The organism is Aeromonas sp. 160P, assembly GCF_055193095.1.
In genome coordinates this window covers 545,900-572,830 of record NZ_JBUXKV010000001.1, presented here as the reverse complement: position 1 = coordinate 572,830, position 26,931 = coordinate 545,900, and the positions used below count along the sequence as shown (strand labels likewise).

The 26,931-nt window shown below is 61.7% G+C and carries 22 protein-coding genes; 7 read left to right on the top strand and 15 right to left on the bottom strand.

Translation table 11 applies throughout. From position 1 onward, the window contains the following. Nucleotides 1-2 precede the first annotated feature (2 nt). On the bottom strand, nt 3-2,174 hold the full coding sequence (uvrD, locus tag ACY8FN_RS02755) for a DNA helicase II (RefSeq protein WP_463099165.1): 2,172 nt from the start codon (nt 2,172-2,174) through the stop codon (nt 3-5). Between the two features lie 505 nt (nt 2,175-2,679). Between uvrD and ACY8FN_RS02750 the strand changes: the two genes are divergently transcribed. From ACY8FN_RS02750 to ACY8FN_RS02735, 4 genes are all read left to right on the top strand, one after another. Continuing rightward, complete coding sequence (locus tag ACY8FN_RS02750) at nt 2,680-3,678, top strand: BMP family lipoprotein (protein WP_042018409.1); 999 nt, start codon at nt 2,680-2,682, stop codon at nt 3,676-3,678. Nucleotides 3,679-3,763: 85 nt separating this feature from the next. Then, the gene (locus ACY8FN_RS02745) at nt 3,764-5,347 is read left to right on the top strand and encodes an ABC transporter ATP-binding protein (protein WP_068978138.1); all 1,584 of its coding nucleotides are present in this window, start codon (nt 3,764-3,766) and stop codon (nt 5,345-5,347) included. Beyond that, nucleotides 5,347-6,465, top strand: coding sequence for an ABC transporter permease (locus ACY8FN_RS02740; RefSeq protein ID WP_068978139.1), 1,119 nt, complete (start codon nt 5,347-5,349; stop codon nt 6,463-6,465). The genes ACY8FN_RS02745 and ACY8FN_RS02740 overlap by 1 nt, the downstream gene beginning before the upstream one ends. Before the next feature lie 2 nt (nt 6,466-6,467). Beyond that, on the top strand, nt 6,468-7,433 hold the full coding sequence (locus ACY8FN_RS02735; protein ID WP_042018403.1) for an ABC transporter permease: 966 nt from the start codon (nt 6,468-6,470) through the stop codon (nt 7,431-7,433). Between the two features lie 87 nt (nt 7,434-7,520). Here ACY8FN_RS02735 and mgtE read toward each other — a convergent pair whose 3' ends face one another. The 9 genes from mgtE to argS all read right to left on the bottom strand — a co-directional run bounded on the left by mgtE (nt 7,521) and on the right by argS (nt 19,222). Continuing rightward, nucleotides 7,521-8,945: a magnesium transporter gene (gene mgtE, locus ACY8FN_RS02730; protein ID WP_101318609.1), complete on the bottom strand. Its 1,425-nt coding sequence runs from the start codon at nt 8,943-8,945 to the stop codon at nt 7,521-7,523. Nucleotides 8,946-9,090: 145 nt separating this feature from the next. Next, complete coding sequence (cysG, locus tag ACY8FN_RS02725; protein ID WP_463099164.1) at nt 9,091-10,491, bottom strand: siroheme synthase CysG; 1,401 nt, start codon at nt 10,489-10,491, stop codon at nt 9,091-9,093. A 12-nt stretch (nt 10,492-10,503) separates the two neighbouring features. Continuing rightward, a complete protein-coding gene (gene nirC, locus ACY8FN_RS02720; RefSeq protein WP_463099163.1) occupies nt 10,504-11,316 on the bottom strand; it encodes a nitrite transporter NirC in 813 nt (270 codons plus the stop codon). A gap of 57 nt (nt 11,317-11,373) precedes the next feature. Beyond that, complete coding sequence (gene nirD / locus ACY8FN_RS02715) at nt 11,374-11,691, bottom strand: nitrite reductase small subunit NirD (protein ID WP_463101123.1); 318 nt, start codon at nt 11,689-11,691, stop codon at nt 11,374-11,376. Next, nucleotides 11,691-14,237, bottom strand: coding sequence for a nitrite reductase large subunit NirB (gene nirB, locus ACY8FN_RS02710; RefSeq protein ID WP_463099162.1), 2,547 nt, complete (start codon nt 14,235-14,237; stop codon nt 11,691-11,693). Before nirB ends, nirD begins: the two co-directional genes overlap by 1 nt. A 271-nt stretch (nt 14,238-14,508) precedes the next feature. Continuing rightward, complete coding sequence (hslU, locus tag ACY8FN_RS02705) at nt 14,509-15,837, bottom strand: HslU--HslV peptidase ATPase subunit (RefSeq protein WP_101318599.1); 1,329 nt, start codon at nt 15,835-15,837, stop codon at nt 14,509-14,511. A gap of 68 nt (nt 15,838-15,905) precedes the next feature. Beyond that, on the bottom strand, nt 15,906-16,439 hold the full coding sequence (gene hslV / locus ACY8FN_RS02700; protein ID WP_042018387.1) for an ATP-dependent protease subunit HslV: 534 nt from the start codon (nt 16,437-16,439) through the stop codon (nt 15,906-15,908). A gap of 188 nt (nt 16,440-16,627) precedes the next feature. After that, entirely contained in the window at nt 16,628-17,473 is an 846-nt protein-coding gene (locus ACY8FN_RS02695) for an SPOR domain-containing protein (protein ID WP_463099161.1), read from the bottom strand. A 3-nt stretch (nt 17,474-17,476) separates the two neighbouring features. Further along, on the bottom strand, nt 17,477-19,222 hold the full coding sequence (gene argS / locus ACY8FN_RS02690; RefSeq protein ID WP_463099160.1) for an arginine--tRNA ligase: 1,746 nt from the start codon (nt 19,220-19,222) through the stop codon (nt 17,477-17,479). A gap of 309 nt (nt 19,223-19,531) precedes the next feature. On the opposite strand from argS, the gene ACY8FN_RS02685 reads away from it, so the two are divergent. From ACY8FN_RS02685 to ACY8FN_RS02675, 3 genes are all read left to right on the top strand, one after another. Continuing rightward, nucleotides 19,532-20,098: an LON peptidase substrate-binding domain-containing protein gene (locus ACY8FN_RS02685; RefSeq protein WP_463099159.1), complete on the top strand. Its 567-nt coding sequence runs from the start codon at nt 19,532-19,534 to the stop codon at nt 20,096-20,098. A gap of 141 nt (nt 20,099-20,239) precedes the next feature. Further along, nucleotides 20,240-20,809 (top strand): sigma-70 family RNA polymerase sigma factor, encoded by a 570-nt coding sequence (locus ACY8FN_RS02680; RefSeq protein WP_068978146.1) that lies wholly within the window; start codon nt 20,240-20,242, stop codon nt 20,807-20,809. Beyond that, on the top strand, nt 20,802-21,488 hold the full coding sequence (locus tag ACY8FN_RS02675) for a ChrR family anti-sigma-E factor (RefSeq protein WP_463099158.1): 687 nt from the start codon (nt 20,802-20,804) through the stop codon (nt 21,486-21,488). Before ACY8FN_RS02680 ends, ACY8FN_RS02675 begins: the two co-directional genes overlap by 8 nt. A 66-nt stretch (nt 21,489-21,554) precedes the next feature. Here ACY8FN_RS02675 and bacA read toward each other — a convergent pair whose 3' ends face one another. From bacA to galE, 5 genes are all read right to left on the bottom strand, one after another. Then, nucleotides 21,555-22,370 (bottom strand): undecaprenyl-diphosphate phosphatase, encoded by an 816-nt coding sequence (bacA, locus tag ACY8FN_RS02670; protein WP_101326498.1) that lies wholly within the window; start codon nt 22,368-22,370, stop codon nt 21,555-21,557. A 114-nt stretch (nt 22,371-22,484) separates the two neighbouring features. After that, nucleotides 22,485-23,474, bottom strand: coding sequence for a galactose-1-epimerase (galM, locus tag ACY8FN_RS02665; RefSeq protein ID WP_463099157.1), 990 nt, complete (start codon nt 23,472-23,474; stop codon nt 22,485-22,487). 64 nt (nt 23,475-23,538) lie between these two features. Then, the gene (gene galK / locus ACY8FN_RS02660) at nt 23,539-24,687 is read right to left on the bottom strand and encodes a galactokinase (RefSeq protein ID WP_463099156.1); all 1,149 of its coding nucleotides are present in this window, start codon (nt 24,685-24,687) and stop codon (nt 23,539-23,541) included. Continuing rightward, the gene (locus ACY8FN_RS02655) at nt 24,684-25,742 is read right to left on the bottom strand and encodes a UDP-glucose--hexose-1-phosphate uridylyltransferase (RefSeq protein ID WP_463099155.1); all 1,059 of its coding nucleotides are present in this window, start codon (nt 25,740-25,742) and stop codon (nt 24,684-24,686) included. The genes galK and ACY8FN_RS02655 overlap by 4 nt, the downstream gene beginning before the upstream one ends. A 59-nt stretch (nt 25,743-25,801) precedes the next feature. Next, nucleotides 25,802-26,815 (bottom strand): UDP-glucose 4-epimerase GalE, encoded by a 1,014-nt coding sequence (gene galE / locus ACY8FN_RS02650; protein WP_463099154.1) that lies wholly within the window; start codon nt 26,813-26,815, stop codon nt 25,802-25,804. Nucleotides 26,816-26,931 lie beyond the last annotated feature (116 nt).

Genomic DNA, 26,931 nt, shown 5'->3' with positions numbered 1-26,931 from the left:
AATCAAAGCGCTTCCAATCTGGCATACGCCGTCACCAGCCACTTGGCGCCGACCTCGTCGAACTGGATCTGTACCCGGCTCTGCTGGCCGACTCCTTCGAAGTTGAGTACCACCCCTTCGCCGAATTTCGGATGGAGCACCCGCTGGCCGAGCTTGATGCCGCTGGCGTCAAAGCTCTGCTGCACCTCGTTCTGGCTAAAGCGGCCGTACTGGGTGGGGCGGCTCACCTGGGTGCGCAGCCGGATCTCTTCCAGACACTCGGCGGGGATCTCGCGGATAAAGCGGCTCACGCTGTGCTGCATTTCGCGGCCATAGATGCGGCGGCTCTCGGCATAACAGATGTAGAGCTTCTCCATGGCGCGGGTCATGCCGACGTAACACAGGCGCCTTTCCTCTTCCAAGCGGCCCGACTCCTCGGTGGATTGCGGGCTGGGGAACATTCCTTCTTCGACGCCGACCAGCAGCACCAGCGGGAACTCCAGCCCCTTGGCGCTGTGCAGGGTCATCAGCTGCACCGCATCGGCATATTCGTCCGCCTGATTTTCGCCGGATTCCAGCGCCGCATGGGCGAGGAAGGCGGAGAGATCGCTCATATCCTCCAGCTCGTCCGGGCGCTGGTATTGACGGCAAGCGGTGACCAGTTCGTCCAGGTTTTCTACCCGCGCCTGGGATTTCTCGCCTTTTTCCGCCAGATACATCGCCTTGAGGCCGGAATTCTGGATGGCGATATCCGCCTGCTGGTGCAACGGCAGCATACCGACCAGCTCTTCCAGCGCATCAATGAGATCGACAAAGCCGCGCACAGCATTACCGGCGCGACCGGTCAGCACCTTGTCGTTGAGCAGCCCCTTGGCCGATTGCCACAGGTTGAGCCCCTGATCGCGGGCGTTGCCGCGCAGGATCTCGAGGGTGCGATCGCCGATGCCACGGGTCGGGGTGTTGACCACCCGCTCGAAGCTGGCGTCGTCGCCACGGTTGTTGATCAGCCGCAGGTAGGCCATGGCGTCTTTGATCTCTTGCCGCTCGAAGAAGCGCAGGCCGCCGTAGATGCGATAGGGCATGGCGTCTTGCATCAGCGCCTCTTCCAGCACCCGTGACTGGGCGTTGGAGCGATAGAGGATGGCGCAGTCGGCCAGCAGGCCGCCCTTTTCCTTCCAATCCTTGAGGCGGCCGACCACGAAGCGCGCTTCGTCCACCTCGTTGAAGGCGGCGTAGAGGGAAATCGGGTCGCCCTCGGCCCCCTCGGTCCACAGCTCCTTGCCGAGTCGATCCGAGTTGTTGGCGATCACGCTGTTGGCGGCTTTGAGGATATTGGCGGTGGAGCGGTAGTTCTGTTCGAGGCGGATGGTCTCGGCCCCCTGATAGTCGGTCAGGAAGCGCTGGATGTTCTCAATCTTGGCGCCGCGCCAGCCGTAGATGGACTGGTCATCGTCGCCGACGATCATCACCTTGCCGCTGCTGCCCGCCAGCATCCGCAGCCAGGCGTACTGGATGCCGTTGGTATCCTGAAATTCGTCCACCAGAATGTTCTGGAAGCGGTCGCGGTAGTGCTCGAGGATGTGCGGCCGGTTGAGCCACAGCTCGTGGGCGCGCAGCAGCAGCTCGGCAAAATCCACCAAACCGGAGCGATCGCAGGTCTCCTGATAGGTCTGGTAAATCTTTTGATAGGTGCGGGTGACAGGGTCGCCATAGAGGTCGATGTCGCCGGGGCGCAAGCCCTCGTCCTTCTTGCCGTTGATGTAGCTCATCACGGCGCGCGGAGCCCAGTGCTTCTCATCGAGGTTGAGCGCCTTGATGACGCGGCGGATCAGCCGGTACTGGTCATCGGAGTCGAGGATCTGGAAATCCTGCGGCAGCCCCGCATCCAGATGGTGGGCCCGCAGCAGGCGGTGGGCGATGCCGTGGAAGGTGCCGATCCACATGCCGCGCACGCCGTCACCGATCACTTTCTCGACCCGGCCGCGCATCTCTGCCGCTGCCTTGTTGGTAAAGGTAACCGCGATGATGGAGAAGGGTGAACAGCGTTCCACCTGCATCAGCCAGGCAATGCGGTGCACCAGCACCCGGGTCTTGCCCGAACCGGCACCGGCCAGCACCAGCAGATTGCTACGAGGGGCCGCAACGGCATCTCTTTGTTTGTCGTTGAGCCCGTCGAGCAGGGTTGAAACGTCCATCACCACTCCTGTTTATTTATACAGGCGGGGATTATACGGCCATCCCCCTGTCAGACCAAATCCAAACTCGGGGCCGGGGCGCGATGGGGGCTCGCGGGGGCGCCGGTGCGGCCATTTTTGGCTGGCGCAGCAAGATGAGCGCCGGGAGGTTTCCAGCTGTAGCCAACCCTTGCTCGCGCTGTTTATGGGGATTTTGCGAGCCTGATCACGGGCTGATCGGGGGGAGAGGTGAATAAGTGGGGAAAACGGTTTACAGTAACTTGCTGAACAATAAGCGAAATGTCGTTTGGGTCTTTTAATTGTCAGCATAAAAAACTGAAAAGTAGCTAAAAAACAACTCCTTATAAGGTTATTTGCTTATAATTCAAACCGTTAACGCAAACGTTTTTCCCTTATCATTTGCTTGACCCGCATCGGGGCTGACTTAGAGTAACCCTGCGTGCTAGATAGCCTGTTTTAACAGGCAAGCAAGTTCCCTCACTTAATAACAATCAAGGATACGATCGTGACTAAAGTGCTCAAGCTGGCCACTGTGGCCGCCCTCACTCTGACTGCCCTCTCTGTTCAGGCTGCCGCCGAGCCAGCCGTGATTTATGACACCGCGGGCAAGTATGACAAGTCATTCAACGAAGCCGTGTTCCGTAACGGCGTCGAGCTCTTCAACAAGGACAAAGGGGTCAAGATCAAAGAGTTTGAACCCCAGAACGAAGCCCAGCGCGAGCAGGGTCTGCGTCGTCTGGCCAGCCGTGGCAACACGCCGATCGTGGCGGTCGGTTTCAACATGGGTTCTGCGGTAGAGAAAGTGGCTGGCGAGTTCCCGAACATCCAGTTCGCCATCATCGACATGGTGGTCGACAAGCCGAACGTGCAGTCGCTGATCTTCAAGGAGCATGAAGGCTCCTTCCTGGTGGGTGCGCTGGCGGCCATCGCCTCCAAGAGTGGCAAGGTCGGCTTCGTGGGCGGTATGGATATCCCGTTGATCCGCAAATTCCAGTGCGGTTACGAGCAGGGTGCCAAATACGTCAATCCGAAGATCGACGTGCTGCAAAACATGACCGGCTCTACCCCGGCGGCGTTTGCTGACCCGGCCAAGGGTGCCGAGCTGGCCAAGTCCCAGTTCGCCAAGGGTGTTGATGTGGTTTATGCCTCTGCTGGCGGTACCGGCATCGGTGTGTACCAGGCTGCCAAAGACGAAGGCAAACTGGCCATCGGCGTAGACTCCAACCAGAACCACCTGCAACCGGGCACCATGCTGACCTCCATGGTCAAGTCGGTCGGTCTGGCCGCATACAAAACCTGGGATGACGCTGCCAAAGGCCAGTGGAAGCCGGGTATCCAGAACCTCGGTCTGGCTGAGGGCGGTGTGGATTGGGCGCTGGATCAGTACAACGAGAAGCTGATCACCCCGGAAATGAAAGCCAAGGTGGATGCCATCAAGGCCGACATTATTTCAGGCAAGATCAAAGTTCATGACTACATGAGCGATAACACCTGCAAATACTAATTAGATAGTTGCTACGACTCTCAACGCACGACCGGCCCGCACGGGCCGGTTTTTAGTCTTCTTTCATGAAACGCAGGGCTGCATCATGGACCAGACAGATCGCTATGCCATCGAATTAAGAGGTATCGATAAGCGGTTCGGCGAAGTGTACGCCAACAAGCTGATCGACCTTAAGGTTCGCAAAGGCAGTATCCACGGCATTGTCGGCGAAAATGGCGCCGGTAAATCCACCCTGATGAGCATCATTTATGGTTTCTACCATGCCGATAAAGGCGAGATGCTGATCGACGGGAAACCGTTCAAACCCCATGGCTCACAAGATGCGATTGCCGCAGGCGTGGGCATGGTGCACCAGCACTTTATGCTGGTGAACAACTTCACTGTTTTGGAAAACGTCATCCTCGGCGCTGAGAACGGCTGGCACCTTCAGCAGAGCGTGGCGTCGGCCGAAAAACTGCTGGGTGAACTGGCGCGGGATTATGGCCTCGACGTGCCGCTGCACGAGAAGGTCGAAGATCTGCCGGTTGGCTTGCAACAGCGGGTCGAAATTCTCAAGGCGCTCTATCGCGGTGCCCGCATCCTGATCCTCGACGAGCCGACCGGGGTACTGACCCCGCAAGAGGCGGATCACCTGTTCGAGGTGCTGAAAAAACTGCGGGACCAGGGGGCGACCATTATCCTCATCACCCACAAACTGCGGGAGATCCTGGCCATTACCGATCAGGTCTCGATCATGCGCCGGGGCGAGATGGTGGCGCACGTTGCCACCAAGGATACCGACAAGGAACAACTTGCCGAGCTGATGGTGGGTCGCAAGGTGCGGCTCAAAGTGGACAAGGGGCCAACCCAACCGGGGGAGGCCAAGCTCAAGGTCGAGGGGCTCAGTTACTTCGACGCCAGCAAGGTGGAGCGGGTCAAATCGGTCAGCTTCGAGGTGAGGGCCGGTGAAGTGGTCGGCATCGCTGGCGTCTCTGGCAACGGCCAGTCCGAGTTGCTCAGCCTGCTTGGCGGCATCATCAAGCCGAGCAAGGGTAGCTTCACCATCAGCAGCCAGAGCGGGATCAACAAGGTGAGCGCAGAGCATCCGGCGGATCCCGAGCAGGTGCGCAATTACGGTCTTGGCCATGTGCCGGAAGACAGGCACAAGATGGGGCTGATCAACCGCTTCGAGGCGAAAGAGGCCTTTATCCTCGGTTATCACCGTCGCCCGCAATACAACCGGGGGTGGCTGCAGAACAAGGAGGCGATCCAGCAGGATTGTCAGGCCAAGATGGAGAAGTGGGACGTGCGCCCGCCCCATCCCGATCACAAGACCGCCAACTTCTCCGGTGGTAACCAGCAGAAGCTGGTGATCGCCCGTGAAGTGGAGCAGAACCCGGATGTGCTGTTGATCGGCCAGCCGACCCGCGGGGTCGACATCGGTGCCATCGAGTATATCCACCAGCAGATCATCGCCATGCGCGACAAGGGCAAGGCGGTGCTGCTGGTCTCGGTGGAGCTGGACGAGATCATGAGTCTCTCTGACCGGATCCTGGTGATTGCCGATGGTCGCATCGTCGGCGAGCTGGATGGTGCCAAGGCTGATGAGCGCACCATTGGTTTGATGATGGCGAACATAGTGCCGGACGAAGTTGCTGGTTTGTCTGGCGTAGCCAAGGAGGCCCACTGATGAGCCAAGTCCGTATTCCTGCCTGGGTCTCCGTGGGCGTCTTGTCTGCGGTCAACATCCTGCTGGCCTTCCTGGTGTCGGCCATTTTGTTCTACTACCTCGACATCAACCCGATCGATGCCGCCAAGATCATGTGGTACGGCGCGTTCGGCACTGGTGAAGGGGTTGGTTTCACCCTCTACTACGCAACCGGCTTTATCTTTACCGGTCTGTCGGTGGCGGTCGCCTTCCACGCCGGTCTGTTCAACATCGGTGGTGAAGGTCAGGCCTATATCGGCGGCCTCGGGGTCGGTCTGGTCTGTCTGACCCTCGGCGATGTGCTGCCGTTCGCTTTGTTGTTGCCGCTCTCCATCATTGCCGGTGGTCTGTTCGGTGCGGCCTGGGCCTTTATTCCGGCCTGGCTGCAAGCCAAACGCGGCAGCCACATAGTGATCACCACCATCATGTTCAACTTCATCGCCGCCTCGCTGATGGCCTATCTGCTGGTGGAGGTGTTCAAGCCGCCCGGCTCGATGGCGACCGAGAGCAAGGTGTTTGCCGAGGCCAGCTGGCTGCCCAAGATGAGTGCGCTGGCGAGTACCTTCGGCATGGAGATGCCCAACAGCCCGCTCAATATCAGCTTTATCTGGGCGCTGATTTGCGCGGCACTGGTGTGGGTCTTTATCTGGCACACCCGCTGGGGTTACGAGATCCGCTCGGTCGGGGCCAGCCAAAGTGCCTCTGCTTATGCCGGTATCTCCTATCCCAAGGTGGTGATCCTGGCCATGGTGATCTCCGGCATGCTGTCGGGCTTCTTTGCCCTCAACGTGCTGCAGGGTGAGCTGCACCAGATCAAGCTCAACTTCGTGGAAGGGTTTGGCTTCACCGGTATCGCGGTGGCGCTGATGGGGCGCAACCATCCGGTCGGCGTCATCATCGCCAGCCTGCTGTTCGGTTTCCTCTATCAGGGGGGCGCCGAGCTCAGCTTCGAGTTCGGGGTTGACCGCAACATAGTGGTGGTATTGCAGGGTCTGGTGATCCTGTTCTGTGGCGCCCTTGAGCACATGATGCGTCCGCGCATCGAGCAGCTCTATCTGGCGTTTGCCAACCGTTCAGCCGCGCAAGCCAAGGGAGTCTGATCATGTTTGAAATTCTGATCCTGATGCTGGATGCCACCATTCGTACCGCGCCGCCGCTCATTCTCGCCGCCATGGCGGGCATGTTTTGCGAGCGCTCCGGGGTGGTCAACATAGCGCTGGAAGGCAAACTGCTGGCGGCGGCGTTCGCCAGTGGTGCGGCGGCTGCGGTCTCCGGTTCTGCCTGGGTGGGTCTGGGGGCCGGGGTGGGTGTCTCCATCCTGTTCGCTCTGATGCACGGCTTTGCCACCATCACCCACCGTGGTGATCAGGTGGTGAGCGGCATGGCCATCAACATTCTGGCGGCCGGTCTGACCGTCACCCTGGGCCGTTACTGGTTCGATCAGGGTGGCCAGACTCCGGCACTGTCCGGTGATGCCCGGTTCGCCCCCATCGAGTTCCCCTATGCCAAGGAGCTCTATGATGTGCCGGTGATCGGCCAGCTCTACAGCGAGCTGCTCAGTGGCCACTCCCTGCTGGAGTACGTGGCATTTGCCTGCGTCCCGCTGGCCTGGTGGGTGATGTTCCGTACCCGCTTCGGGTTGCGGCTGCGGGCGGTGGGCGAGGCACCGGCAGCGGTCGATACCGCTGGTATCTCGGTGGTGCGGATGCGCTACACAGCGCTGATCATCGGCGGCTTGCTGGCGGGTATCGGCGGCACCTATCTGGCGGTAGCCCAGACGGCGCAGTTCATCCCCAACATGAGTGCGGGCAAGGGCTTTATGGCGCTGGCGGCACTGGTGTTTGGCAAGTGGCGCCCCTGGAGTGCGTTGGCAGCCTGTCTGCTGTTTGGTTTCCTTGATGCGGTCGCCATCCGGCTGCAGGGGGTGACTATCGGTGACTTCGCTATTCCGGTACAGGCCATCGAGGCACTGCCTTACATCCTGACGGTGTTCCTGCTGGCGGGCTTTATCGGCCGTGCAGTGGCACCCAAGGCGCTCGGCACCCCTTATGTGAAGGAGCGGGAGTAGCGCCCTTTATCGCGATACTCCCGACCACACAGATAGCAGCAGGCCCACTTCGGTGGGCCTGTTTTTTGCTGATGGAGAGGCAGCTTGTTACAGCAGGAACAGGGTCGCCAGCCCCAGAAAGATAAAGAAGCCGCCGGTGTCGGTGATGGCGGTGATCATCACGCTGGCCCCTACCGCCGGGTCGCGGCCAAGGCGGGTCATGGTCATGGGGATGATGACTCCCATCAGGGCAGCCACCAGCAGGTTGAGTACCATGGCCAGGGTCATGACGCCCCCGAGCGCAGGGTCCTGATACAGCAAGAAAGTCACGAATCCCATAATGCCACCCCACACCAGACCGTTAATCAGGGCCACTCCCAGCTCGCGCACTAACAGGAAAGAGAGGTTGCCCGCCTGAATGTGTTGCAGTGCCAGCGCTCGCACTATCATGGTGATGGTCTGGTTGCCGGTGTTGCCGCCGATCCCGGCGACGATGGGCATCAGGGCCGCCAAGGCTACCAGCTGCGAAATGGTGTGCTCGAACATGCCGATCACCCGGGAGGCAACAAACGCGGTGCAGAGGTTCAGCGCCAGCCAGGCCCAGCGGGTTTTGACCGCCTTGCCAACTGGGGCGAACACATCTTCATCCTCGCTGATACCCCCCATCCGACGCAGGTCGGTATCGCTCTCTTCATAGACCAGATCGACCACCTCTTCGACCGTGATACGGCCCATCAGCTTGCCCTTGCCATCCACCACGGCGGCGGAGAGCAGGTCATCCCGCTCGAAGGTTCGGGCCGCAGCTTCGTCGTTGTCTTCCGGATCAAAGGTGACCGGATCTTGCGTCATGACCTCCTTGACCAGAGTGGCGGGCTTGTTGAGCAGCACAGTGGTCAGGGGCAGCTCCCCCAACAGGTGGTTGCGCCGGTCGATGACGAACAGCTTGTCAGTGTTGGCGGGGATCTTGCGACGCAGTCGCAGATAGCGCTGCACCGTGGCCAGACTCACCTCGGGGCGGATGGTGATGATCTCAAAGTCCATCATGGCGCCAACGGTATGTTTACCGTAGCGGATCACCTCCCGTACCTGATCCCGTTCTGCGGGGGCCATGTAGGTGAGCAGCCGTCCCATCAGGTTGCGCGGCAGGTACTGGCCCAGATAGATCTGGTCATCGATATCCAGAGTGCGCAGGGCGTGCAGCAGCTCCTTGTCGCTCATGCCGCTGATCAGGCTGTCCCAGACGGTTTCGGATGCTTCTACCAATATCTGGCCACGGCGTGCTTCATCCACCAGTGCCCACAGGGCATGACGCTCATCGGGCGGCAGTGACTCCAGCGCATCGGCGACGTCGGCTGCCGGCAAGTTGTTGGCCAGCCCGCTCAATTCGCTGGTCTGGTCCCGCTGCTCGGCATCTTGTTCGACCTGCGGGTCGAGCAAGCTATCGGTGAGGGCGTCGTCAGTCAGTAGCAGGCTAAGGATGCGGGATCTGTCTTCCGCGCGCTGCCGGGCGCTGTTCTTGATGGGAAGAGACATGGATGAATTCCTGAAAGGGTGGCCAAGGGCGCAATCCCCATAGGATACCAGACTTAAAACAGCTGGTTATGACCGTGATAGGAGAAGAGGGAGGTAAAAGTGAGGCCACCTGCTGGTGGCCTCATGATCGTTTGCCGAGAATCCCTCAGGCGAGGGCTCGCTGAGCCTGTGGTGCCTCGCCAAACCAGGCGAGCTGGTCGGCCAAAGTGACCACCGAGCCCACCATGATCAGCGCCGGACTCTCGACCCCCACCGCCAGCGTGGGCAGCTCATCGAGGGTGCCGCGAATGACCCGCTGGCAGGGTTGGGTGCCGCGCTCGATCAACGCCACCGGTGTGCTGCCCTGCTTGCCGTGAGCCAGCAGTTGCTCGCGGATGGTGGCACAGCTGGAAAGCCCCATATAGAACACCAGCGTCTGCTTATCCTTGGCCAGCAGCGGCCAGTCGAGATCCCGGGCGCCCCCCTTGCCGTGGGCGGTGACGAAGCGCACGCTCTGGGCGTGATCGCGGTGGGTCAGCGGAATACCGGCGTAGGCGGCGCAGCCGCTGGCTGCGGTGATCCCCGGCACCACCTGAAAGCCGATGCCAGTGCCGACCAGCGTCTCCAGCTCCTCGCCGCCACGGCCGAAGATAAAGGGGTCGCCCCCCTTCAGCCGCACTACCCGCTGGCCCTGCTTCGCCTCCTCCAGCAAGAGCTGGTTGATCCCCTCCTGCGGCACGCAGTGGTTGCCCGCCTGCTTGCCGACAAAGATGCGTTTGGCGTCGCGGCGTACCAGCGCCATCACCTCGTCGGAGACCAGCCGGTCATAGACCACCACGTCGGCCTGCTGCATCTGGCGCAGGGCGTGCAGGGTGAGCAGACCCGGATCGCCGGGGCCGGCTCCCACCAGCACCACCTCGCCAGCGGTCTGGCTTTCGTCGGCAAACAGGCTGTCGGCCAGCTGGTGGGCAGAGGCGTGATCCCCCCGCGCCAGCGCCTGTCCGAGCCGGTCGGCCCCGAGCAGCCGCTCCCAGAAGCGGCGCCGCTCCCCCATGGTGGCAAAGCGGGCCTTGACCCGCTCCCGCAGGCTACCGGCGAAGGTTGCCACGGCACCCAGATGTTGCGGCAACAGGGCCTCCAGTTTCTCCCGCAGCAAGCGGGCCAGCACCGGCGCCTTGCCGCCGGAGGAGATGGCCACCATCAGCGGCGAGCGATCGATGATCGACGGCATGATGAAGCTGGAGCGTTTCGGGTCATCCACCACGTTGGCAAAGATCCGCGCCTGATTGGCGCTTTGGTAAACCAGCGCATTCACCTCGCGCCGATCGGTGGCGGCCACCACCAGCCACTTGCCCGCCAGTTGCTGCGGCGCAAATTCACCGGCCAGCCATTCGATGCTGCCGTTGGCAGCCAGTTCCGCCAGCTCGGGGTCGAGCTCGGGCGCGACCACGGTGAGGCTGGCACCGGCATCCAGCAGCAGGCGCGCCTTGCGCTCCGCCACTTCGCCGCCGCCGACCAGCAGCACGGGTTTGTTGTCGAGTCGGCAAAAGATGGGCAAGTAGTCCATGGGGCCTCCTGATCAGGCGGTTTGGGTCTGGTTGGCGATGCTGGTGGTCTCGCTCACCGCGACCGGGCGCTCAGCCTTGGGGGTGGCATACCAGTAGCCGAGGCCCATAAAGAGGACGCCGGAGACGGTGTTGCCCAGGGTCACCCACAGCAGGTTGTGGCCGATGCCGCTCAGGGTGTAGGCCTCGGAATGGGCACCAAACCAGGAGAGGGCGAACAGGGTCATGTTGGCGATGGAGTGCTCGTAGCCGGAGGCGATAAAGGCCAGCAGGCACCACCAGATGGCGATGAAGCGGGCGGCCCCTTCGGTGCGCAGCGCCATCCAGATGGCGAGGCAGACCAGCCAGTTGCAGAGGATCCCCTTCATAAACAGGGTCAGCGCCGGTGCCTGGGTTTTGGCCAGCGCCACCTTGTGAGCCAGGCTGCCCGCGTCCGGCAGCAGGCTGCCGCCGTAGGAGTAGATGAGCGCCACCACGATGGAGCCAATCAGGTTGCCCGCCCAGGTCTGCGGCAGGATGCGCAGCAGGTCGGCCATGGTGATCTTGCCCGTCTTCACCCCGAAGGTGAGGAACATGGTGTGGCCGGTAAACAGCTCGGAGCCGGCGATGATCACCAGCGTCAGGGCGATACCGAAGGTGGCCCCCATCACCAGCGGCCGGATGGCGGGATCCACCAGGTTGCCGAGGGTGAAGATGAGGATGATGCCAAGGCCCACATAGGCCCCCGCCATGGCGGAGCTGAGCCAGAAGCCGAGCTTGTCGCTGCGCTCGAAGCGGTTGATGCGGGCCGCGTTGGCGGCGCACTTGTTGATGGTTTCCGTGTACATCTTGTGAGTCCTTGAAAGGGCTGCCTGCAGGCAGCCCGAAAGAGAGTGAAATCGGCTTTAGACGGCGACCCAGACCTGCTGTTCGCGCACTTCAACGGGGTAGCTTTGAACCGACATCGCAGGATTGTCGAAACAGTGGCCATCGCTCAGGCGAAAGCGCTGCTTCTTGAGCGGGCTGGCCACCCAGAGTTCGCCGTCGTGTTCGCAGATCAGGCCCCGCGACAGCACATTGGCGGCGAAGAAGGGATCCCGGTTGTCGATGGCGAACACCTCGGCGGCCGCGCTCGGGCGGAACAGAGCGATCTGGCGACCCTCGATCAGAGCGCAGACGCCGGTGCCAGGGAGTATATCGTTGAGTTGGCAGGCTAATTTCATCATTTGGTTTCCACCTCAATCTGGTAGACGGGGATGCGCTCGGCCGGGGTGGCCGGTCGGTGCTGGTCGCGCTCGGCGACGAACTGAACGTCCGGGTCGCGCTTGTCGCTGTTGATGAAGTGGCTGAATCGCTTGAGCGCTTCCTCTTCGTTGAGGGTGCGCGACCACTCACACTCGTAGCTGTCGATCAGGGTCTGGATATCGCGCTCGAGCGTGTCGGCCAGTCCCAGCTTGTCATCGACGATCACCTCGCGCAGGTAGTCGACGCCCCCTTCCAGATTGCCGAGCCAGACCGAGGTGCGCTGTAGTTTGTCGGCGCTGGTGACGTAGAACATCATAAAGCGGTCTATCAACCGAACTAACGTTTCGCGGTCGAGGTCAGAAGCCAGCAGGTCGGCGTGGCGCGGTTTCATGCCGCCGTTGCCGCCCACATAGAGGTTCCAGCCCGCGTCGGTGGCGATGATGCCGACGTCCTTGCCCTGCGCTTCGGCACACTCGCGGGTGCAGCCGGAGACGCCGAACTTCATCTTGTGCGGGGTGCGAATCCCCTTGTAGCGGTTCTCGAGGAAGACCCCGAGGCCGACGCTGTCCTGCACGCCGAAGCGGCACCAGGTGCTGCCGACACAGGTCTTGGCCATGCGCAGCGCCTTGGCGTAGGCCTGACCGGTCTCGAAACCGGCCGCCAGCAACTTGCGCCAGATGGCGGGCAGGTCATCCTTCTGGGCCCCGAACAGACCGATACGCTGGGCGCCGGTGATCTTGGTGTAGAGCTTGTAGTCGCGGGCCACTTCGGCCACCGCCAGCAGCCCTTCCGGGGTCACTTCACCACCGGCCATGCGCGGGATGACGGAGTAGCTGCCGTCCTTTTGCATGTTGCCGAGGAAGATGTCGTTGGTGTCCTGCAGCGGGATGTTGCGCGGGCTCAGCACATGCTCGTTCCAGCAGGAGGCGAGGATGGAGCCGACGGTCGGTTTGCACACCTCGCAGCCATAGCCCCGGCCATGTTTGGCCAGCAGCTCGTCGAAGCTCTTGATCCCCTCCACCTTGACCAGATGGAACAGCTCCTGACGGGAGTGGGGGAAGTGGGCGCAGAGGTGGTTGTTGACCTCGATGCCCTGCTTCACCAGCTCGGCGTTGAGTACCTGGCTGATGAGCGGCACGCAGCCGCCGCAGCCGGTACCGGCCTTGGTGTGCTGCTTGATGGCGGCCAGCGTGGTGTGACCTTCGGCCACCGCCTGAGCGATGTCCCCTTTGGAGACGTCGAAGCAGGAGCAGATCTGGGCGCTCTCCGGCAGGGCATCCACCCCCAGCGTCGGCTTGGCACCGGCGTAGGCGGGCAGGATCAGGGTGTCCGGGTGGCTCGGCAGCGGCAGGGCGTTGAGCATCATCTGCAGCAGGTTGCCGTAATCTTCCACGTCACCCACCAGCACGGCGCCTAGCAATCGACTGTTGTCTTCGCTCACCACGATCTTCTTGTAGACGCCAGCTTGGTCATCCTGAAAGACATAGCTGTGGCTGCCCGGAGTGCGGCCGTGGGCATCACCGATGGAGCCGACGGAGACGCCGAGCAGCTTGAGCTTGGCGCTCATGTCCGCCCCCTCGAAACGGCTGTCGCCGCCGAGCAGGTGGTCGACGGTGATCTGGGCCATCTTGTAGCCCGGGGCCACCAGCCCGAAGAAGCGGCCCTGCCAGGCGGCACACTCGCCGATGGCATAGATGTCGGGGTCGGAGGTGAGGCAGTGATCGTCGATAACGATGCCGCCGCGCTCGGCGATGGCGAGATCGCCGTAACGGCCCAATGTATCTTGCGGGCGAATGCCGGTGGAGAAGACCACCACATCCACTTCCAGCTGGCTGCCGTCGGCAAAGGCGAGGCAGTGTTTCGCCTGCTCACCGCCATGCATCAGGATCTCGCTGGTGCTCTTGCTGGTGTGCACCTGCACGCCCATGGATTCAATCTTGCGACGCAGCAGCTGGCCACCCTGACCATCGAGCTGCTCGGCCATCAGCACCGGCGCAAACTCCACCACATGGGTCTCGAGGCCCAGCGCCTTGAGGGCACCGGCCGCTTCGAGGCCAAGCAGACCGCCCCCGATCACCACCCCGCTCTTGCCGCTCTTGGCGGCGCTGCGGATGGCTTTCAGATCCTCGATGGTGCGATAGACGAAGCACTCGTGGTGCTGGCTGCCCGCAATGGAGGGCACCCAGGGGTAGGAGCCGGTGGCCAGCACCAGCTTGTCGTAACCGACCACAGTGCCCTTGTTGGAGTGCACTTCGCGGTTGGCCCTGTCGATTGTTTTCACCGCTTCGCCGAGCAGCAGGCGGATGCCGTGCTTGTCGTAGAAGCCGGGTTTGACGAGGGAGAGATCTTCGCTGGTGTGATGGGAGAAGTAGGAGGAGAGATGGACGCGATCGTAGGCGGGGCGGGGTTCTGCACCGAAGACGGTGATCTCGTAGCGGCCCGGGTCGGCCCGCTCGATCAGCTCTTCGATGAAGCGGTGCCCCACCATGCCGTTGCCCACAACGACCAGTCTGACTTTGCTCATGATTGCCTCTAGTTTGGAGTAATAAAACATCATTCTGGGGCTAGGCTAACCAGTCGGTCGGGGCGGGCAATTGATGCAAATCAAGTGTCTATTTATATATCTCGTCAGAGGTAATCCCCTGAGATTAATAGTTATATCTAAGTAGGTAGACCTGTGGTGCAGTGGATCTGGCTGGTTGTCGGGGTAGTTAAAGAAGGGAGTGGGATGGGGGGAGATGAAAAAAAACGCCTCCATACAGGGAGGCGTTCGACCAGCGGGGTGTTGAGCAGGCTTACAGGATGTAGCGGCTCAGGTCTTCGTCTTCGATCAAGGCGCCGAGGTGGGCGTTGACGTAGTCGGTGTCGATGACGAAGGTCGCACCCGATTGCTCGGAGGCATCATAAGAGATGTCTTCCATCAGCCGCTCCATCACGGTATGCAGGCGGCGGGCACCGATGTTTTCGGTGCGCTCGTTGACCTGCCAGGCCGCTTCAGCCAGTCGGCGGATGCCCTCTTTGGTGAACTCGATATTGACCCCTTCGGTGCCCATCAACGCCTTGCTCTGGGCGGTCAGGGAGGCGTTCGGCTCGGTCAGGATCCGCTCGAAATCATTGGTGGTGAGCGCGGTCAGCTCGACCCGGATCGGTAGACGACCCTGCAGTTCGGGGATCAAATCTGACGGCTTGGCGATCTGGAAGGCGCCGGAGGCGATAAACAGAATGTGGTCGGTCTTGACCATGCCGTGCTTGGTGTTGACGGTGCAACCTTCGACCAGCGGCAGCAGGTCGCGCTGAACCCCTTCACGGGAGACGTCAGGGCCTGAGCTTTCGCCACGCTTGCAGACCTTGTCGATCTCGTCGAGGAACACGATGCCGTTGTTCTCGACGGCGGCGATCGCTTTTTGCTTCAGCTCTTCCGGGTTAACCAGCTTGGCCGCTTCCTCTTCGATCAGCGCCTTCATGGCCTCTTTGACTTTGATCTTCTGCTTTTTCTTCTGGCTCTGGCCGAGGTTCTGGAACAGCCCCTGCAGCTGGTTGGCCATCTCTTCCATCCCCGGTGGGGTCATGATTTCGACCCCCATCGGGCTGGCGGAGAGCTCCAGTTCAATCTCTTTGTCATTGAGTTGACCTTCCCGCAGTTTCTTGCGGAAGATCTGGCGGGTGTTGGAGTTGTCGGCTTTCTCCTCCTCACCCCAGGTGTTGCGCGGGTTGGGCAGCAGGGCATCGAGGATGCGCTCTTCGGCGGCTTCCTCGGCACGGAATTTCATCTTCTCCATCTCGGTCTCGCGCACCAGCTTGATGGCGACATCGGTCAGATCGCGGATGATGCTGTCCACTTCCTTGCCGACATAGCCCACTTCGGTGAACTTGGTCGCTTCGACCTTGATGAAGGGGGCGTTGGCCAGCTTGGCCAGACGGCGGGCGATCTCGGTCTTGCCGACCCCGGTCGGGCCTATCATCAGGATGTTTTTCGGGGTCACTTCATGGCGCATCTCTTCATCGAGTTGCATCCGGCGCCAGCGGTTGCGCAGGGCAACGGCGACGGCGCGCTTGGCATCGGCCTGGCCAATGATGTGTCGATCCAGCTCGTGGACGATTTCTCTTGGAGTCATCTCGGACATGATAGGGTTCCTGTATCCGGGGCGGGCAGCGCCCACCCCTTGAAGAATGTGGTCGTTGGCTCGCGCCGTTATTTGGCCGCGTAGTCCAGCACTTCAATGGTGTGGTTGCCGTTGGTAAAGACGCAGATATCACCGGCGATCTTGAGCGACTTCTCGACAATGCTCCTGGCATCCAGCTCGGTGTTTTCCAGCAGGGCGATGGCGGCGGATTGGGCGAAGTTGCCGCCGCTGCCGATGGCGATGAGATCGTGCTCCGGCTGCACCACGTCACCGTTGCCGGTGATGATGAAAGATTTGTGTTCGTCGGCCACGGCCAACAGCGCCTCGAGGCGGCGCAGGGCGCGATCAGTGCGCCAATCTTTGGCCAGCGCCACGGCGGCGCGCTCCAGATTACCCTGATGGGCCTGCAGTTTTGCTTCGAAACGCTCAAGCAGGGTGAAGGCGTCGGCGGTACCGCCAGCGAAACCGGCCAGCACCTTGCCGTTATAGAGACGATGAACCTTGCGGGCGTTGCCCTTCATGACGGTGTTGCCAAGAGAGACTTGGCCATCGCCACCGATGACGACCTGACCGTTGCGGCGAACTGAAACTATGGTAGTCACTTTACTTACCTCGCTTGAGCCGAATGACGGCCTGACTGTGCATGGCAAGAAAGATGGGGATGGCAAAGCGGCTTTTCAACCCTGCCTTTTATCGGGATAAATGCGGTGACGGGATGCCGAGGGGGTGAGCGGCCCCAAAAGAGCAGGGCCGGATGTTGCCACCCGGCCCTGCGTCATCGGTAAGCGGATTACCCTTTCTTGGGAATGCAGCCGCTGATGCCGGAGCTCTGCAGCTTGCGGTTGGCCGCATCGACGGCAGCCTTGCCGTTGAAGGGGCCTACCATCACCTTGTAGACGGTGCCGTTGGCGCCATTGATCACCTGCAGGCTGGAGGAAAGACCAGCGCCAAAGGCGATGCGAGCCTTGAGCGACTCTGCAGAATCCTGCGAGCGCAAGGCGGCGCACTGCATCATATAGCGGCCATTGTCGGTCGCGGCCGGTTGTGCCGGGGCACTGGCGGGCTGGGCTTTGGCGGCAGCGGCACGCTCCCGTTCCAGCTCGGCGCGGATCTCTCGCTCCATCCGCTCCCGTTCGGCCTTGCGGTCGATCGCCTGCTCTTGCGCGCTGGCAACCGGTGCACCCGAGGTGGAGGGGGTGGTCGCCGGATTGGGCAGATAAGGCTTGGGTTGGCCAATCGGAGTACCCGGCTGGGGGATGTCGGTCGGCACCGGTTGCGGCAGCTTGCTCGGCTGCAGGGTCAGGGTCTCTGCCGGTGGTGGCGGCAGCACACCCGGCTGGGTCGGCGGCTCTATGATATCGACCTGCTTGTTCTCCAGCCGCTCGATATAGCTCCACTTCTCCTGTGGCAGCCCGTTATTCTGCGTTTTTGGCTTGTTGGCCTTTACCTGCTCTTCAATGGTGGGGACGTCGTTGCCCTTGCCATTGATCATGTAAAGGAAGCCGCCAAAGCCTGCCAGCAGTGCTGCGACCAGCAGGATTGGAATAACAGGAAAGCGGCGAGGGGCCGCTTTCTTGGTATTGCGGCCACCCGCCCGACGTCGCGGGCGGCTGCCGACATAATCCCGGGTTGCCATCTATTACATGCGCTCCAGGGTATGGATACCCAGTACGCCGAGGCCCAGCTTGAGCACTTTGGCGGTGGCGGCGCACAGCAGCAGACGGCTCTGACGGCTTGCTTCGTCCACGCCATCCTTGTTGATCGGGCAGGCTTCATAGAAGGTCATGAAGTTGCCGGACAACTCGTACAGGTAGGTACAGAGCAGGTGCGGCATGCCTTTGTCTGCCACGCCGTTGACCGCATCGGAGAACTGGATCAGCTTCTGGGCCAGCACCTCTTCGGCCTCTTCGTTCAGGGTCACGTTGCCGGTCAGCGTGCTGGCATCGATGTTGGCCTTGCGGAAGATGGACTGGATCCGGGTGTAGGCATACTGCAGGTAAGGCGCAGTGTTGCCTTCGAATGACAGCATCATGTCCCAGTCGAAGATGTAGTCGGTGGTACGGTTCTTGGAGAGATCCGCATACTTCACCGCGCCCATGGCGATGGCGTTGACCACGTTGGCCTTCTCTTCGGCAGAGAGGTCGCTGTTGCGGCTCTCCAGCAGAGCAGCGGCGCGCTCTTCGGCCTCGTTCAGCAGGTCAACCAGCTTGACTGTGCCGCCGGAGCGGGTCTTGTAGGGACGACCATCCTTGCCCAGCATCATGCCGAAGGCGTGGTGCTCGAGCGGCACGGATTCCGGCACATAGCCCGCCTTGCGGGTGATGGTCCAGGCCTGCATCAGGTGCTGGTGCTGACGGGAGTCGATGAAGTACATGACACGGTCGGCGCCCAGGGTTTCATAACGGTATTTGGCACAGGCGATGTCGGTGGTGGTATAGAGGAAACCACCATCGCTCTTCTGGATGATGACGCCCATGGCCTCGCCATCCTTGTTCTTGAACTCGTCCAGGAAGACTACTGTGGCCCCTTCGCTCTCGACTGCCAGCCCCTTGGCTTTCAGGTCGGCAACGATCTCCGCCAGCATGTCGTTGTACATGGACTCGCCCATGATGTCCTTGTTGGTCAGGGAGACATTCAGGCGGTCGTAGTTGATCTGGTTCTGTTCCATGGTCATGTCGACCAGCTTCTTCCACATGGTGCGGCAGTACTCATCGCCGCCCTGCAGCTTGACCACGTAGTTACGGGCACGCTCGGCGAAGGCTTCGTCTTCGTCGTAGCAACGCTTGGCCTGGGTGTAGAAGGCTTCCAGATCCTTGAGTGCCATGTCGCTGGCGTGCTCGTTGGCCATCTTCTCCAGATAGGCGATCAGCATGCCGAACTGGGTGCCCCAGTCGCCGATGTGGTTGGCACGCACTACCTTGTGGCCGAGGAATTCCAGCGCACGCGCGGCTACGTCACCAAGCACGGTGGAGCGGATGTGGTGCACCGCCATCTCTTTGGCCACGTTGGGGGCTGAGTAGTCCACCACCACGGTCTGCGGGGTCGGCAACTTCACGTTGGCGTTGGCAGAGGTCACCATGGCCTCGACCTGACCGGCCAGCCAGCGCTGGTCGAAGAAGAAGTTGATGAAGCCGGGACCGGCGATCTCGACCTTGGCGATCAGGTCGGAGGCAGGCAGATGCTCGATGATGGCAGTGGCCAGCTCACGCGGGTTCTTGCGGGCCGGTTTGGCCAGCAGCATGGCCAGGTTGGTAGCCAGGTCGCCGTGAGCTTTTTCCTTGCATCGGTCTACTTGCACGCGGGCTTCCAGGTCCGCCGGCAGGATGCCTGCTGACTTGAGATTGGCTACCGTTTGTTCAAGTAGATGATGAATATGCTCTTTCATAACTGACCACCAAGGTTGCGCGTCGAAAAATGACTGATATATAAGGGCGTGAATTTTACCCGCATCGGCCCGAGAAAACTATAGGGATGACCCGCCGCTCGCTGTCGGGCGGATATTTCACTGCTTTTGGCGCCAATATCCGGAAGATTGACCGTAATATGGTGCTTATCCATTTCTACTGCATATCGAAGCGGGTTGTCCAGGCTATTTTCCCCTGATTGTTAAGGGTTTTTCCTTTCCCGATGACGGGAATGATCTCCTCCCTCTGGCCCGGCGTATCAACAGAGGTTACCAACCGAGGAGTTTGCGATGCGACTGGCGCTGTTTCCCCTATCTGCCCACCTGCTGCCCGGCGGCATCATGCCGCTGCGGATCTTCGAACCGAGATACCAGCGGATGATCGCCGAGGCGGGGGAGTCCGGCTTTGCCCTCTGCATGGTGGACCCTCGTCAGCCCGATGCCCTGCGCAACATGCTGCCCATCGCCACCCGGGTCACCATCATCGATTTCGACCAGCTGCCGGATGGCATGCTGGGGATCACGGTGCAGGGGATGGAGCGGGTGCAGATAGAGGATCTGTGGCAGGAGCCAGACGGCCTGCGCATCGGCGAGGTGACGCCGCTCACGGCCTGGCCATCACAGCGGCTCCATCCCGATCAGCAACCGCTGGTGGAGGCGCTGCAGGAGGTGTTTGCCGACTACCCCGACTATGCCGCTCTTTATAGCGAGCCGCGTTGGGATGATGGCAACTGGGTGGCGCAGCGCTGGCTGGAGGTGCTGCCGATCCCCCCCGAGCAGAAGCAGTTGTTGCTGGTGGCTGCCGACAATCAACCTGCCATGGCCCTGCTCAAGGGGGTGCTGGTGGCCAGCCACTGATTTATTTCTGACCCGCTGATCCGCCAGCGCCGCAAGGTCGTAATAGTCATCACCACAGCACGCTCGACAGCACATCAAAGGGATGGCGCAATGGCATATACTGGCCAACCACACTCGACCATACGCAGGACATCACCCGTGATGGATAACCCTAATGGCGACCTGAAAGCCCTGTTGATCCGGGTGGCAGAGCACGCCGACAAGGCGGCCTTTGCCCACCTGTTCCAGCACTTCGCGCCGCGCATTCGCAGCTACGGCTTGCGCCATCTCGGCAGCGAGGCCAACGCCATGGAGCTGGTGCAGGAGACCCTGCTGCTGGTGTGGCAGAAGGCGCGCCTCTACCACCCCGAGAAGGGGGCGCCGACCACCTGGATCTACACAGTGATGCGTAACCAGTGCTTCGACATGCTGCGCCGCCGTCGCGCCAGCAAGGAGGATCTCTGTGCCGAGGAGCTGTGGCCGGTGCTGGAGTTTCAGGCCGAAGAGGAGCACCTGAGCGGCGGTGAAGATGCGGTGCTGACCCGCCAGATGGCCCACTATCTGGGCACCCTGCCGGAGCCGCAACAGCAGGTGGTGCGCGGCATCTATCTGCAGGAGTTCTCCCAGCAGGAGCTGGCGGAGCGACTCGGCGTGCCGCTCGGTACCATCAAGTCCCGCCTCAGACTGGCGTTACAGAAACTGAAAGAGCAAGTGGAGCAAGGCCATGATTAAAGCCCATCCGACCGACCCAATGCTGCGCGCCTTCGCCGCCGACGAGCTTCCTCTGCCGCTGGCGGTGGGGCTTTCCGCCCACTGTGAACTCTGCCCGGATTGCGCTCTCCGACTGAAAACATTCGAAGAGGAGCTGGCGCAGCAATATCTTGACTCGCCTGCAGAGCCTGAGCTGGCCCCCCGCGATGATGTGGCGCTGGATGCCGGATTAGACGCCATGCTGGCGGGTATTCTGGCGCAGCCGTTGCCTGAGCCAGTAGCCCCCGAGCTGCCCCGTGCCCAGCCCACCGAACTGGAGATAGCCGGTCACGCCTACCCCTTGCCACGGGTGCTGGCCCGCTACCGTTCGCCCAAGTGGCGCCATATCGGGGCCATTCGTCAGCAGAGTCTGCCGCTGGACGAGATGGGTGCCCGCGCCAGCCTGCTCCATATCGAGGCCGGTGGCCGCATCCCCGAGCACACCCATCAGGGCTATGAGCTGACCCTGCTGCTGGCGGGCACTATCGAGGATGGGGATACCCGTTACAAGGCGGGAGATTTTATCTGGCGCGATGCCAGCCACTCTCACAGCCCGCACACGCCGGATGGCTGCCTCTGCTACACGGTGCAGGATGCGCCGGTGCAGTTCACCAAGGGGTTGTCGCGGCTGTTGAACGGCATCAGCCAGCACCTCTACTGAGCACCATGACGCCATAGAAAAAGGGACCAAGTTGGTCCCTTTTTTCATTCCATTGCGGGCTGCCGGTCAGGCGACAAACACCAGATAGACGGCGAACGCCACGATAAAGCGGTAGATGGCGAACGGGATAAAGTCGATGCGGCGGATCAAGGCCAGGAAGGTCTTGATGGCGACCATGGCCACCACGAAGGCGGTGATAAAGCCCACTGCAAACATCGGGAAGTCAGCCATCGAGAGAAAGTCGCGGCTCTTGTAGAGATCCAGCCCGCTGGCCGCCACCATCATGGGCACCGCCATGAGGAAGGAGAACTCGGCGGCGGCGTGACGGCTGATCCCCATCAGCATGCCACCACTGATGGTGGCACCGGAGCGGGAGAAACCGGGCCACAGGGCCAGACACTGGAACAGACCGATACCGAATGCCTGTTTGTAGCTGATGTCATCCAGGGTTTCGGCGGTGACGGCAGGGCGGCACTTCTCGGCGATGATCAGCAAGATACCGCCAGCCACCAACGCGTACATCACAGTCTCCGGGCCAAACAGGTTGGCCTTGATCCAGCTGTGTACGGCGAGGCCGATGACGATAGCAGGCAGCATGCCGAGGATGATGTGAACCAGCGACAGGGTGGCGTGATCCTGAGACGGTTTCTGGCCAAAGTGGATGCCAATCAGGCCGAACAGACGGCGCCAGAACACGGCGACCACGGCGAGGATGGAGCCAAGCTGGATCACCACTTCGAAGGTGGCGGCCTTGGGGCCTTCAAAGCCCAGCAGATGGCCGACGATAATCATGTGGCCGGTGGAGGAGACGGGGAGAAACTCGGTCAGCCCCTCGACGACGCCCAGAATAAAGGCGACCAGCAGGCTATAAGTGTCAGTCATCGAACAGAATCCTTGCTACGTTGATGCAAAAAAAGCCCCGACAGTGAATTCGGGGCGGCTTATCTTGCTCGATTGTGACTGCTGAGGCTATGTAAAAATCGTGAAACCTTTAAGTCAGTCGCGGATAAAGCGGTAGCGGGTCTGGTGGTGATAACGCCCGCCCGGTAGCAGCCAGGGGTTGCCCAGCTCGGGTCGATTGGGGCTGTCCGGCAGCTGTTGCGCCTCAAGACAGAAGCCGTCGTGATCCCGGTGCGATTGGCCGCTGCGGTTCGGGGTATTGGTCAGCCAGTTGCCGGTGTAAAACTGCAGCGAAGGCTGGTTGGTGTAGACCTCCATCGCCAGCTGCTTGTCGCCCGACACCACCCGGGCTGCCCACTCCTGTGCCGGGCCGTTGAGCAGAAACGCATGATCGTACCCCTTGGCCTGTTGCTGCTGGGGATGGCTCAACCAATCCTGCCCGACAAGGCGCTGGCGGCGCAGATCGAATGGCCCCTCCACCGGAGTGATGGCGATCGGCAGACCGCTCGGGTCGCTGGGCAGGAAGTGGTCGGCATTGATGCTGATGAGGTGGTCACGCACATCGCCGCCATCGGCTTGCCCATCGAGATTGAAGTAGGCGTGGCTGGTGAGGCTGACCGGGGTCACCGCATCCGTGCTGGCCATAAAATCGACCACCAGATCGCTCTGCTCCAGCCGGTACTCCAGGGTCACCCGCAGATTGCCGGGAAAGCCCTGATCTCCCGCTCGGGAGAGCAACGCCAGCTTGACCCGATCCGCTTCCAGCTCCTTGATCTGCCAGCGCTGGCGATGAAAGCCTGCCTGCCCGCCATGCAGGCAGTTGGGCGCCTGATTGGCATCCAGCGACCAGCGCTCGCCATCGCGCGCCAGCTCGGCGCCGCCAATGCGGTTGGCAAAGCGGCCCGCCACCGCACCCAGCCACACCTGTTGGGTGGGATAGGCGTCGTCGGCACAGCCCAGCAGCACTTCACGGCGCTGACCCGCTACCGGCAGGGTGAGGGAGGTGAGGGTGGCGCCAAAATCGAGGCCGCGCAGGCGCAGCCCCTCCTCGTTTTCCAGCTCGAATGGGGTCATAGCGCTGCTCATAACTTGCCTGCACCTGTGTTGCCGATCCGGCAGACGTAGCCGTCGGCCTGCATCATAAATGGACTCATAGTTTTCCCGCCCCCGCGCTGGCGCGGCAGACGTAGCAGTCGGCCTTGCGGCCGGAGAGGGCCGGATACTCCGCCTCGACGGCGGCGATCACCTCGGCCACTTTTTCCGGACGCAGCAGGGCGACCACGCAGCCGCCGAAGCCGCCACCGGTCATCCGCACGCCGCCATCGGTGCCGATCCTGGCCTTGATGATCTCCACCAGACCGTCGATGGCGGGAACTGTGATCTCGAAGTCATCGCGCATGGCGGCGTGTGATTCGGCCATCAGCTCGCCGAGGCGGGCCAGATCGTGGCTGGCCAGCGCATCGGCCGCCGCCAGGGTGCGGGCGTTTTCGCCGACCACGTGGCGGGCGCGGCGGTAGCACTCCTCATCCAGCCCGACTTTGCCCGCTTCCAGACCAGCCAGATCGAGGTCGCGCAGCGCCTTGACCCCGTAGTGACGGGCGGCCGTTTCACACTGTTGGCGACGGGTGTTGTATTCGCTGTCTACCAGACCGCGGCGCATGTTGGAGTTGACGATCAGCACCGCCAGATCCGTCGGCATGGGGATTAGGCGGGTCTCCAGCGAGCGGCAGTCGAGCAGCAGGGCGTGGTCGCTCTTGCCGCTGGCAGAGATCATCTGGTCCATGATGCCGCAGTTACAGCCGACGAACTTGTTCTCCGCCTGCTGGCCGTTGAGGGCGATCTCCGCCTGGCTGATGTCGAGCCCCAGTGCCTCTTTGAAGGCCTGACCGATCGCCACTTCCAGCGAGGCGGAGGAGGAGAGGCCCGCACCTTGCGGCACGTTGCCGGAGACCACCAGATCAAGGCCGCGCAGGGCATGACCACGGGCTTGCAGGTATTTCACCACGCCGCGGATATAGTCGCTCCAGCGCTGGTCAGGGTGATGCTCGATGGGCTGGTCGAGATCGAACTGGTCGCGCTGGTTGTCATAGTCGGCAGCGATCACCTGCACTAACTGGTCATCGCGCAGGCCGATGGCGACGCAGGTCTCGTAGTCGATGGCGCAAGGCAGCACGAAGCCGTCGTTGTAGTCGGTGTGTTCACCTATGAGGTTGACGCGACCGGGGGCGCGCACCAGCAGATCGGGCTTTTTGGCAAATTGCTCGGCAAAAACGGTGCTGACGCGTTGGCTGGGGGTCATAGGGCCTCCTCATTGGTTTGGCTGGTCTGGTTGTAGTGAATGGGGCTCAGGGCACGCAGCCGCTCGGCGGCCTGCTCGGGGGTAAGGTCGCGCTGGGTCTCTGCCAGCATCTCGAAGCCGACCATGAATTTGCGCACGGTGGCGGAGCGCAGCAGCGGCGGGTAGAAGTGGGCGTGTAGCTGCCACGCTTCGGGGCAATCCGATTTGGGCGGTGCAAAGTGCCAGCCCATGGAGTAGGGGAAGCTGCACTCGAACAGGTTGTCGTAACGGCTGGTGAGCTCCTTGAGCGCTACTGCCAGATCCTGTTGCTGGGCCTTGGTCAGGTTCAACATGGAGGGGACGTGCGCCTTGGGCAGCAGCAGGGTTTCAAACGGCCAGGCGGCCCAGAAGGGGACCACCGCGAGCCAGTGCTCGGTCTCCACCACGATGCGCGAGCGATCCGCCAGCTCCCGCTCCACATATTCGAGCAGCATGGGGCGGCCATGCTCGGCCAGCCAGTCGCGCTGGTGCTGCTCTTCGCGGGCGATCTCGTTGGGCAGGAAGTCGCTGCCCCACAGCTGGCCGTGGGGGTGCGGGTTGGAGCAGCCCATGACGGCCCCTTTGTTTTCAAAGACCTGCACCCACTGCCACTGGGCTGACAGCTCGGCGACCTGATCCATCCAGGTGGTGATCACCCCCTCGATAGCGGGCAGCGGCAGCTCGGGCAGGGTCTTGCCGTGATCCGGCGAGAAGCAGATGACCCGGCTGGTGCCACGGGCGGCTTCCAGTTTGAGCAGGGGGTCGCCCGCGTTGTCTGCGGCCGGGGTATCCTGCATCAGGGCGGCGAAGTCGTTGGTAAAGACGAAGGTGCCCTTGTAGTCGGGATTGGTGTCACCGGTGACCCGGGTGTTGCCGGCGCAGAGGAAGCAGTCGGGATCGTGGGCCTGTTTGGGGGCCTGACTCACCTTCTCCACCTGTCCCTGCCAGGGGCGTTTGGCCCGGTGGGGGGAGACCAGCACATACTGGCCGGTCAGCGGGTTGAAGCGGCGATGGGGATGATCGACGGGGTTGAACATCATCTCTCCTGAATAAGATATTGAAAAAAGAGTCGTTTATTAACGGGGCGCAGGAGTGCCTACTCCTCGTAACCATTCGGATTGGCCGATTGCCAGCGCCAGCTGTCGGCGCACATGGCGTCGATATTCCGGGTCGCCTGCCAGCCCAGATCGCGCTCTGCCTTGGCCGGGTCGGCCCAGCAGGCGGCGATGTCGCCCGCGCGTCTTGGCTCGATGCGAAACGGCAGCGGCTTGCCGCAAGCATTGGAGAAAGCGGCGACCAGCTGCAACACGCTCTGGCCCTGACCTGTGCCCAGGTTGTAGCTGTGCACGCCACCCTTGCCGACGCAGTGCTGCAGTGCCTTGACGTGCCCCTCGGCGAGATCCATCACATGGATGTAGTCGCGCACACCGGTGCCGTCCGGGGTGGGGTAATCGTTTCCAAAGACCGACAGGCAGTCGCGACGGCCGATGGCCACCTGGGTCAAAAATGGCATGAGATTGTTGGGGATGCCCTGGGGGTCTTCCCCCATGGTGCCCGACTCGTGGGCGCCGACCGGATTGAAGTAGCGCAGCAGGGTCATGCTCCAGTGGGGCTCGGCCAGCTGCAGATCTTCGAGGATCTCCTCGATGATCAGCTTGGATCGTCCGTAGGGGTTGGTGGCGCTGCGGGGGAAATCCTCGCGGATCGGCAGGCAGGCTGGATCGCCATAGACGGTAGCCGAGGAGCTGAACACCAGATTGTGCACGCCAGCCCGTTTCATCGCCTGCAGCAGGATGAGGGTGCCGCCGAGGTTGTTCTCGTAGTAATCCAGTGGAATGCGGGTCGATTCACCGACCGCTTTCAGGGCGGCAAAATGGATCACCGCATCGATCTGCTGTTCGGCAAAGATCCGGTCCAGCAGGGCGGGATCGCGAATATCCCCTTGATAGAATGCGGGCTCCTGACCGCTGATGGCGGCAATCCGCGTCAGCACACTGCCCTTGCTGTTGCCGAGGTTGTCGACCACCACGGGATTCATGCCTGCCGCTTGCAGGGCCAAACAGGTATGGCTGCCGATATATCCGCAGCCGCCGGTGACCAGAACGTTCATCTTGCTCTCCACTGAAAACGTGTCTGGAAGGAGTCTAGCGAGGGGGGGGCGAGCAAACTGTGAACTTGCTTGCAAAATTGTGTAAACGATTACACTCTTTTCAAAATAGCCATAGC